Genomic DNA, 1,525 nt, shown 5'->3' with positions numbered 1-1,525 from the left:
GTCAACACCCGCTTGCGTCAGTACCACATCGGTGCCGCTGATCGCGTAGTAACCATCGGTGTTTGTGCCCGGCGTGAAGGCCACACTTGGTGTGCCGTCTTCTTCATCCGACGCCGTGAACGTCGCCACCACGGTATCTACCGCCGCGTCGTTTTCATTGAACGCTGCCTCTGCCACCACATCGATGGTTGGGCCGTCATTTTGAGCGTTATAAGTTGGTGTATCGCTGTCAACCGCCGTCGCATTGTCGCTATCGGTCGCCGTTAGGCTCACCGCTGGCAGTGTCTCGCCTGCATTCACCGCGTCAATACCCGCTTGCGTCAGTACCACATCGGTGCCGCTGATCGCGTAGTAACCATCGGTGTTTGTGCCCGGCGTGAAGGCCACACTTGGTGTGCCGTCTTCTTCATCCGACGTCGTGAACGTCGCCACCACGGTATCTACCGCCGCGTCGTTTTCATTGAACGCTGCCTCTGCCACCACATCGATGGTTGGGCCGTCATTTTGAGCGTTATAAGTTGGTGTATCGCTGTCAACCGACGTCGCATTGTCGCTATCGGTCGCCGTTAGGCTCACCGCTGGCAGTGTCTCGCCTGCATTCACCGCGTCAACACCCGCTTGCGTCAGTACCACATCGGTGCCGCTGATCGCGTAGTAACCATCGGTGTTTGTGCCCGGCGTGAAGGCCACACTTGGTGTGCCGTCTTCTTCATCCGACGCCGTGAACGTCGCCACCACGGTATCTACCGCCGCGTCGTTTTCATTGAACGCTGCCTCTGCCACCACATCGATGGTTGGGCCGTCATTTTGAGCGTTATAAGTTGGTGTATCGCTGTCAACCGCCGTCGCATTGTCGCTATCGGTCGCCGTTAGGCTCACCGCTGGCAGTGTCTCGCCTGCATTCACCGCGTCAACACCCGCTTGCGTCAGTACCACATCGGTGCCGCTGATCGCGTAGTAACCATCGGTGTTTGTGCCCGGCGTGAAGGCCACACTTGGTGTGCCGTCTTCTTCATCCGACGCCGTGAACGTCGCCACCACGGTATCTACCGCCGCGTCGCTTTCATTGAACGCTGCCTCTGCCACCACATCGATGGTTGGGCCGTCATTTTGAGCGTTATAAGTTGGTGTATCGCTGTCAACCGCCGTCGCATTGTCGCTATCGGTCGCCGTTAGGCTCACCGCTGGCAGTGTCTCGCCTGCATTCACCGCGTCAACACCCGCTTGCGTCAGTACCACATCGGTGCCGCTGATCGCGTAGTAACCATCGGTGTTTGTGCCCGGCGTGAACGCCACACTTGGTGTGCCGTCTTCTTCATCCGACGCTGTGAACGTCGCCACCACGGTATCTACCGCCGCGTCGTTTTCATTGAACGCTGCCTCTGCCACCACATCGATGGTTGGGCCGTCATTTTGAGCGTTATAAGTTGGTGTATCGCTGTCAACCGCCGTCGCATTGTCGCTATCGGTCGCCGTTAGGCTCACCGCTGGCAGTGTCTCGCCTGCATTCACCTCGTCAACACCC

General features: G+C 58.5%; 1 pseudogene. It reads right to left on the bottom strand.

Going from position 1 to position 1,525, the window contains the following annotated elements:
• A pseudogene (locus A3712_RS27915) lies at positions 1–1,525 on the bottom strand (hypothetical protein); the annotation flags it as partial.

This window comes from Vibrio sp. HI00D65, from assembly GCF_001635455.1.
In the GTDB taxonomy this organism is placed as follows: Bacteria; Pseudomonadota; Gammaproteobacteria; order Enterobacterales; family Vibrionaceae; genus Vibrio.
Note: the sequence above shows the minus strand (reverse complement) of the source record. Positions and strands in the feature narration are given on the sequence as shown.